Source organism: Nostocoides australiense Ben110, from assembly GCF_001050535.1.
In the GTDB taxonomy this organism is placed as follows: Bacteria; Actinomycetota; Actinomycetes; order Actinomycetales; family Dermatophilaceae; genus Nostocoides_A; species Nostocoides_A australiense.
In genome coordinates, this window is the sequence record NZ_HG764815.1 from 3392740 (window position 1) to 3400791 (window position 8052).

General features: G+C 68.5%; 9 protein-coding genes. 1 reads left to right on the forward strand and 8 read right to left on the reverse strand.

The features are described from left to right. The first annotated feature begins 76 nt into the window (after nt 1-76). Entirely contained in the window at nt 77-385 is a 309-nt protein-coding gene (locus BN11_RS16500; protein WP_201329287.1) for an epoxide hydrolase N-terminal domain-containing protein, read from the forward strand. Nucleotides 386-501: 116 nt separating this feature from the next. Here BN11_RS16500 and BN11_RS16505 read toward each other — a convergent pair whose 3' ends face one another. The 8 genes from BN11_RS16505 to BN11_RS24140 all read right to left on the reverse strand — a co-directional run. Further along, on the reverse strand, nt 502-1668 hold the full coding sequence (locus tag BN11_RS16505; protein ID WP_048699447.1) for a ParB/RepB/Spo0J family partition protein: 1167 nt from the start codon (nt 1666-1668) through the stop codon (nt 502-504). Beyond that, nucleotides 1665-2585 (reverse strand): ParA family protein, encoded by a 921-nt coding sequence (locus BN11_RS16510; protein WP_048701765.1) that lies wholly within the window; start codon nt 2583-2585, stop codon nt 1665-1667. The genes BN11_RS16505 and BN11_RS16510 overlap by 4 nt, the downstream gene beginning before the upstream one ends. A 105-nt stretch (nt 2586-2690) precedes the next feature. After that, entirely contained in the window at nt 2691-4088 is a 1398-nt protein-coding gene (gene fumC / locus BN11_RS16515; RefSeq protein WP_048699448.1) for a class II fumarate hydratase, read from the reverse strand. A gap of 56 nt (nt 4089-4144) precedes the next feature. After that, nucleotides 4145-4468, reverse strand: a complete 324-nt coding sequence (gene trxA, locus BN11_RS16520) for a thioredoxin (protein ID WP_048699449.1) — start codon at nt 4466-4468, stop codon at nt 4145-4147. Nucleotides 4469-4515: 47 nt separating this feature from the next. After that, complete coding sequence (gene trxB / locus BN11_RS16525) at nt 4516-5463, reverse strand: thioredoxin-disulfide reductase (protein ID WP_407667990.1); 948 nt, start codon at nt 5461-5463, stop codon at nt 4516-4518. Between the two features lie 109 nt (nt 5464-5572). Continuing rightward, entirely contained in the window at nt 5573-6415 is an 843-nt protein-coding gene (locus BN11_RS16530) for a hypothetical protein (protein ID WP_048699451.1), read from the reverse strand. A 91-nt stretch (nt 6416-6506) separates the two neighbouring features. Further along, a complete protein-coding gene (gene sigM / locus BN11_RS16535) occupies nt 6507-7142 on the reverse strand; it encodes an RNA polymerase sigma factor SigM (protein ID WP_048699452.1) in 636 nt (211 codons plus the stop codon). Further along, a partial coding sequence (locus tag BN11_RS24140) for a hypothetical protein (RefSeq protein ID WP_048699453.1) occupies nt 7139-8052 on the reverse strand: 914 nt, incomplete at its 5' end. The genes BN11_RS24140 and sigM, both read right to left, overlap by 4 nt.

Below are 8052 nucleotides of genomic sequence, written 5' to 3' on the forward strand. Positions count from 1 at the left end.
CCTCCACGATTCGGGGGGAACCACAGATCCCTCAGTCCGCCATCGATGACCTGCATCAGCGACTGGACGCGACCCGTTGGCGGGCGCCACTCCTGATGTCGGCTGGAGCCGCGGCGCGCCGCTGGCCTACATGCGCGACTTGGTCGACTACTGGCGCAACGACTTCGACTGGCGCGAGACGGAAGACAAGATCAACCAGTACGAGCAGTTCATCACCGAGATCGACGGAGCACACCTGCACGTGCTGCACGTCCGCTCCCCCGAACCGGACGCCATCCCGATGATCATGACCACCGGGTGGCCGAGTTCCATCATCGAGTACCTGGACTTGATCGGGCCGTTGACGAATCCTCGCGCCCACGGCGGCGACCCTCGGGACGCCTAACACTTGGTCATCCCCACCCTCCCAGGGTTCGGCTTCTCCACACCGCTGACCCAACATGGGTGGACAGTCCCGACCATGTCATGGCTGGAGCGGCCGGGATCACCAGCGCCGGGTGGTTACGCGTCGTCGGGGAGGCGGTCGGCGGGGTCGACGCCCATGGCAGAGAGGATGCGGCCGAGGTCTTCCAGGGTCGCGAACTCGATCGTGACCCGGCCCTTCTTGGCTCCCATGGCGATCTTGGCGCGGGTGTCGAGGAAGTCCGAGAGACGGGACTCGATCTCCACGAGCTCGGGCCGAGCGGCGACGGGTCTCCTTGTGTGAGAGGGCTTTTCGTCATTCCCGATATCTCCGAGAGCGACGATCTCCTCCACCGTGCGCACCGACAGTCCCTCTGCCACGACGCGTTGGGCGAGGCGCTCGATGGCGCCTCCGTCGGAGAGGCCGAGGAGGGCGCGCGCGTGGCCGGCCGACAAGACACCGGCGGCTACCCGTCGCTGCACGAGCGGCGGCAGCTTCAGTAGACGGAGCGTGTTGCTGATCTGGGGCCGGGAGCGGCCGATGCGGGCGGAGAGTTCCTCCTGCGTGCAGGAGAAGTCGTCCAGAAGCTGCTGGTATGCCGCGGCCTCCTCCAGCGCATTCAGCTGGCTGCGGTGCAAATTCTCCAGGAGGGCATCGCGCAGCAGGTCGTCGTCGTCGACCGCGCGAATGATTGCGGGCATCTGTTCCAGGCCGGCGGCGCCGGCGGCCCGCCAGCGACGCTCACCCATGACGAGTTCGTAGCCGCCCTGTGCAGGGCGCACGACCACCGGCTGCAGGACGCCGATCTCACGGATGCTGGCCGTCAGTTCGGCCAGTTCGTCCTCGTCGAACACCGAACGCGGCTGGCGCGGGTTGGGCCGGATGTCAGTGATCGCGACCTCGGCGAAGCTTGCGCCGGGGACGTCGACGAGGTCGCCTGGGGTCGTCGTCGAGGGCGCCGGCGGGGCGAAGGCGGGCGCGGTGTCCACCATGATTCCCATGCTGTCCGCCACAGTGCCCGAGTTGTCCGCTACAGTGCCCGCGCTGTCCGCTACGGTGCCTGCGCGGTTCGCCACAGTGCCCGCGCGTGCCGGATCGCGTTGCGGCACAGTGGATTCCGGCCGTGAGTCGACGGAAGGCCGGCCGTCGGGGAAGAAGACGTCAACCGGCCGCGGCCGATCCGTCCCGTCCCCGGCTCCGTTGGTGGGGGCCGGCGGGATGAGGGCGCCCAGGCCCTTGCCGAGTCCACGGCGACGTTCGTTCATTGAGCGCTCTCCTTGTGATGGGTGCCGCCCTGGCGATGGGCGTATTCGCGAGCCGCGGCGCGATAGCTCAAGGCGCCGGTGCCGGTCGGGTCGTACGTCATGACGGTCTGGCCGAAGCTCGGTGACTCTGACAGGCGCACCGAGCGCGGGATGGTGTTGCGCAGGACCTGGGCCGGAAAGTGGGCGCGCACCTCGTCGGCCACCTGGGCTGCCAGGTTGGTGCGCCCGTCCACCATCGTCAGCAGGATGGCACCCACCGTGAGCGTGGGATTCAAGGCCCCCTGGACCAATCCGATCGTGCGCATCAGCGCCGTCAGCCCTTCCAGGGCGTAGTACTCGCACTGGATAGGGATGAAGACCTCATCCGCGGCAACCAGCGCATTGAGCGTGAGGAGACCGAGACTGGGCGGACAGTCGATGACCACATAGTCGGGTGCGGGGCGACGAGAACGGTCGAGGGCGGCATACAGCTGCTCGATGACCTGCCTCAACCGGCGTTCCCGATGCGGCATGTCCACGAGTTCGATCTCTGCCCCGGCGAGGTCCATCGTCGAGGGCGCGCACCACAATCCGGTGATGTCGGGGCACTCCTTGACCACCCGGATCAAGGGCCGGCCGTCGATGATGACGTCGTAGATGCCGAGGTCGTCCTCGTCGTGGGGGATGGACAGCGCCGTACTGGCATTACCTTGCGGATCCATGTCGATGAGCAGGACGCCGAGCCCGTCCTGGGCCAAGGCAGCGGCCAGGTTCACAGCGGTCGTGGTCTTGCCGACGCCGCCCTTCTGGTTGGACACCGCGACGATCCGCGGGGTGGCGGGTTTGGGGCTGCGCTGCTGGTCTCCGACAGGTGGCTTTTCACGTGAAACGCGGAAGAGCGAGACACGTTCGGGCTCGGTTTCACGTGAAACATCGATCGGCACCACTCCACCCTAACCGCCGATCGTCACGTGCTCGTGCACCGGCCGTGTCAGGCGCCGCTGCGTGTCAGGCGCATGATGGGGGTTCAGGCTTATGGGCCCTCAGGCGCCCGATGGGCGAGTCATGTCCGCCGGGACCACCCAGGTGTCGAACTGTTCGGCGGTGACAGCACCCGACTCCAGCGCCGCCTCGCGCAGAGTCAGCCCGGCAGCGTGCGCCCGCTTGGCGATGGCGGCCGCCTGGTCATAGCCAATATGCCGGTTCAGCGCCGTGACCAGCATCAGGTTCGTGCTGAGGTTCTCGGCGATGCGGTCGCGGTTGGGCTCGAGGCCGACGGCGCAGTGGTCGGTGAACGAGACGCACGCGTCGGCGATGATCCGTATCGACTCGAGCACACACCAGGCGATGACCGGCTTGAAGACATTGAGCTGGAAGTTGCCCTGGCTGTCGGCGAGGGCAACGGTGGCATCGTTGCCGAATACCTTGGCAGCCACCATCGTCAGCGCCTCGCACTGGGTGGGGTTGACCTTGCCGGGCATGATGGAGCTGCCCGGCTCATTCTCGGGAATAACTAGCTCTCCCAGACCATTTCGCGGTCCTGAGGCGTACCAGCGGACGTCGTTCGCGATCTTCATCAACGCCATCGCCAGCGTCCGCAGTGCCGCTGACACCCCCAGCATGGCGTCGTGGGCGGACAAGGCGGCGAAGAGGTCGGGGGCCTGGTGGAAGGGTATGCCGGTCAGAGCGGAGATGCGTTCGGCGCACCGAGGGCCGAAGTCGGGATGGGCGTTGAGTCCCGTGCCCACCGCTGTGCCTCCGATGGCCAGTCCACGTGCGTCGTCCTCGGCCCGCTGCACCGCGGCGATCGCCTGGTCGATCTGGGCCACCCAGCCGCCGATGACCTGGCCGAGGGTGACCGGGGTGGCGTCCTGCAGATGGGTGCGGCCGACCATCACGACGTCGCTGTAGGCGGCGGACTTGGCGGCGAGCGTCTCGCGCAGGTGCGTGACACCGGGATAGAGGCGCTCGCGAAGCTCGCTGACGACTGCGATGTGCATCGCCGTGGGGAAGGTGTCATTGGAGGACTGACCACGGTTGACGTCGTCGTTGGGATGAACCGGCTGTTTCGATCCGAGGACACCGCCGGCCAGTTCGGCAGCCCGATTGGCGATGACCTCGTTCGCGTTCATGTTGGACTGAGTGCCCGAACCGGTCTGGAAGACCACGAGGGGGAAGTGGTCGTCCAGAGTGCCGGCGATGACCTCGTCAGCCGCCCGCCCGATCAGCTCACCGGTGGCTGCGGGAAGCTCACGGAGCTCGCAATTCGCCTGTGCTGCAGCCTTTTTCAGGACACCGAGGGCTCGGATCATCGGCCGGCCCCAGACGAAGACATCCCGGCCGATATCGAAGTGGTGGAGGCTGCGTTCGGTCTGGGCGCCCCAATAGCGATCGTCGGGCACCTCGATGGCGCCCATGGAGTCGTGTTCGGTGCGAGTCATGGCTCCAGTCTCGCCCGGATTGCGGCCCGAAAGCAGCAGGCGGGAAGCACGGCAAGCTAGGCCAGGTAGGGCTCGAGTTCGCGCATGAGCTTGGGCTTGGGCATGGCGCCGACGAGGGTCTTGACGACCTCGCCGCCGACGACGACGTGCATGGTCGGGATGGAGGTGATGCCGTAGCGGCGGGTGACGTCGGGGTTCTCGTCGGTGTTCAGCTTGACGACCTTGATCTTGCCGTCGTTGTCGCGGGCGATCTCCTCGAGCACCGGGGCGACGGCGCGGCAGGGGCCGCACCAGGGGGCCCAGAAGTCGACGAGCACGGGGGTGTCGCTCTGGAGGACGTCGAGTTCGTAGGTGGAGTCGGTGGTGGTCAGGGTCGCCATTGCGGCATACCTCTCAGTCGGTTATTGGTGGTCTAGAAGAGACGAATTCAGTTGTGGGACAAGAACTTTTCGGCATCGAGTGCCGCGGCGCAGCCGGAGCCGGCCGCGGTGATGGCCTGGCGGTAACGCTTGTCGACCAGGTCGCCGCAGGCGAAGACGCCGGCCACATTGGTCAGGCTGGTGCGCTCCTGGGCCAAGACGTAGCCCTCGTCGTCGAGGTCGACGACGCCCTTGACGAGTTCGTTGCGCGGGTCGTGCCCGATGGCGATGAACAGGCCGGTGACGGGCAGTTCGCGGGACTCGCCGGTGTTGACGTCCTCCAGCGTGATGCCGGTCAGCTTGTCGCCGCCGTGGATGGCGGTGACCTTGCTGTTCCAAGCGAAGGAGATCTTGGGGTCAGCGAAGGCGCGATCGGCCATGATCTTGCTGGCGCGCAGCTCATCTCGCCGGTGGACGATGGTGACCGACTTGGCGAACTTGGTCAGGAAGGTCGCCTCCTCGATGGCCGAGTCGCCGCCGCCGACGACGGCGATGTCCTGGTCGCGGAAGAAGAAGCCGTCACAGGTCGCGCACCACGAGACCCCGTGCCCGGAGAGGCGCTTCTCGTCGGGCAGGCCGAGCTCACGGTATGCCGATCCCATCGCCAGGATGACCGCGCGGGCCCGGTGCACATTGCCCTCGCCGTCGGTGACGTACTTGATCTCGCCGGTCAGGTCGACCGCGGCGACGTCATCGGTGATGATCTCGGCACCGAACCGCTCGGCCTGGCCGCGCATGTTCATCATCAGGTCGGGCCCCATGATGCCGTCGGTGAACCCGGGGAAGTTCTCGACCTCCGTGGTGTTCATCAGCGCGCCGCCGGCGGTGACGGCACCCTCGAAGACCAGCGGCTCCAAGGCGGCGCGGGCGGCATAGATCGCGGCCGTATAGCCGGCGGGGCCGGAGCCGATGATGATGACGGAGCGCACGGGGGCCTTGGTGGGCTCGCTCGACACGGTGATCATTCCTTCGCGGACGCAAGCAGGTGGGTCGTCTCGGGTCGCCGCCCGATGCCGAAGCGCGGGCGATGCGGTCTTGAACAGATCCTAGGCGCTGCTTGTTCCCTCAGCCGACGGCGGCCGGGCCGGCGAGCACAGTGTCGTCGGTCGCCGAGCATTCAGGGGTGACGACATACGCCTGCGGGTCGCCCGTGGTGCCCTCGGCGACGATCAGCACGGCCGGGGAGTCGTCGAAGGTGCCGAAGTCGACGACGAGCAGGCTGGATTCGGGTGCTCCGATCGCTTTCGCGCACGCGCGGGCCGCGGATTCGACGGCGAGCCCGCCGGCGGGGGTCGTCGAGCTGCCCGGTGCGGGTGCGGACATGACGCGACCCGCTTGCGCGGCGAAGTCCGTGGCGCTGTATGCCGTGCCGCTGGCCAGAACGCGGAAGCCCGCCGCATAGCCGCCGCCCTCGGCGCTCGAGGAGGCCGACGCCGCGGCCGAGCTCTCGTGTGCGGTGGCCGCCGGTGCCGCGGGTTCCACGTTCTCCCTCTTGGCCGAGGCATCGTTTTGCGCGCCACCGACAGCCGAGTTGTTGCTGTTGGCCCCGGTGTTGAGGAGCCGGAAGATCGCCCCACCTCCGAAGGCGAGGACGCCGGCGGCCGCGGCCGCGGCGAGCAGTGGTTGCCACCTCGGGCGCTTGCGGACCAGCGGCGTGATCGTCGAGTGGGCGCCGTGAGCGGGCGGATGGGTCGCCGGGCGCTCGGGCACGTCGGGGACCTCGGGCGGCGGCTCCTCGTCCCAGATGCTGCCGGCCTCGGCGTATCGCGCCTCTCGCTCCAGGGCGGCCAGGATGCGGGCGGACAATTCCTCGGGCATCGGCCCGGGATCGGGCAGGGAGGACAGCAGAGCGCGCATGCCCGTGGGGTCGTCCTCGATGGGGACGTTGCCCAGCTCGGGGGTGTTCACCGCCTGCTCCCTCGGTCGATCGAATGCGCGCGGAGGCGGCCCGGGCGGGGTCTCCGGTCGCGATACGCGGGATTGGTACCCGGTTGTGACGTCATGCCTCGCCGTCCGGTTCCATCGAATTTTCAACGGATTTTCCGGATGTCTCCGGCGCCTTGTCGGCGAGGATCTCGGCCAGGGCCGCCCGGCCGCGGAAGCAGCGGGACTTGACCGTCCCCTCGGCGACGCCGAGGATCTCGGCCGCCTCCGCGACGGGCACGGCATACATGTCGACGAGCACCAAGGCGGCGCGCTGCTGCTCGGGGATCTTGGCCAGCGCCTCCTGGACCGTCAGCCTGATGTCGACATCACGTGGCGCGTCGCTGCCGTCGGTGAGGTCGTATTCGGGCAACTCGCTGGTCGGCTTCTGCCGGCGGAGCCGGTCGAGGCAGGCGTTGACGGTGATCCGGTGCAGCCACGTCGTGACGGCCGCATCGCCGCGGTAGCTGTCGCTGCGGCGGAGCGCGGAGATGAAGGCGTCCTGGACGGCATCGGCGGCCAGGTCGGGGTTGCCGCAGGTGCGCAGCGCCACCCCCCACATGCGGTCCTTGTGCCGGCGGAAGAGTTCGCCGAACGCGTCGGTGTCGCCGTCGTTGTGCCGCGCCATGAGCCCCTTGTCGGAGCATTCGCGCAGGTCAAGCAGCCCGTCCGGGGTCGCCGGCCGAGTGGCATCCCCTGCAATGTCGCTCATCCGGTCGCACTGACCTCGGCGAGCATGGCGCGATAGCGGCCGTCGGACACGAGCGGTGAGTCGGTGAACCACACGATGAGATAGCGGCCGGCCGCGCCGTCGGTGACATCGAGGGTGACATCGCCCTGCTCGCCACTGACCGTCCCGATGCGGTTGGCTCCGGCGCGGTCGGGCGAGGTGCCGAGATAGAGCTCGAGGTCGGAGGGGTTCGGCAACGTCAGGGTGATCTGCTTGGGCGTGACATCCTGACCGAAGTCGACGATGAGCCCGACACCGCTCTTGAGGCCGCCGAACTTCGGTCCTTGATAGCCCTCGGACTGCCAGAAACTCGCCTTGTCCTCGTCGTAGACGCGCGCGGCCAGGTCGTTGTATTCGAGGTTGTCGCCCTCCGGGTCGTATCCGGTGGCGCCGACGATGGCGAGCTGCTCGCCCGTGCCGGGGGCGGCGGAGTCCTCGCTGGTCGGGCTGGCACTCTGGCTGCTGGTAGACGTGCTCACGGGCGCCGTCGCGTCGGATCCGAGGATGGCCTCGAGGTCGGACTGCGGCGGCCGGAACGCGACTGCCCCGGCGAAGAGGCCGGCGGCAAGGGTCGCCGCGGCGAAGGACGCGAGGACGAAGCGGCTCTGGGCGCGGCTCGGCTGCGCACCGGACTCGGGCGGGAGCAGCGGGACCGGGGGTTCGAGGACAGGCTGCTGCGGCGTCTGGTCGATCGTGACCTCGGAGTCGGCCTCGACGCGCCGGATCGCGGCCTTGAGCTCACGCTTCTCGGCCACCGCACCCTCGGCTCGCGCGGTGGCCGACCGGGCCGCAGCCCCCATCGACGATGCGCCCTGGCGCAGCCTTCCGGCGAGTTTTCGCCCGGCCTCGCCCGCCGAACCCAGCGCGCCGGACAGGGCGGCGGTGGCCCCCG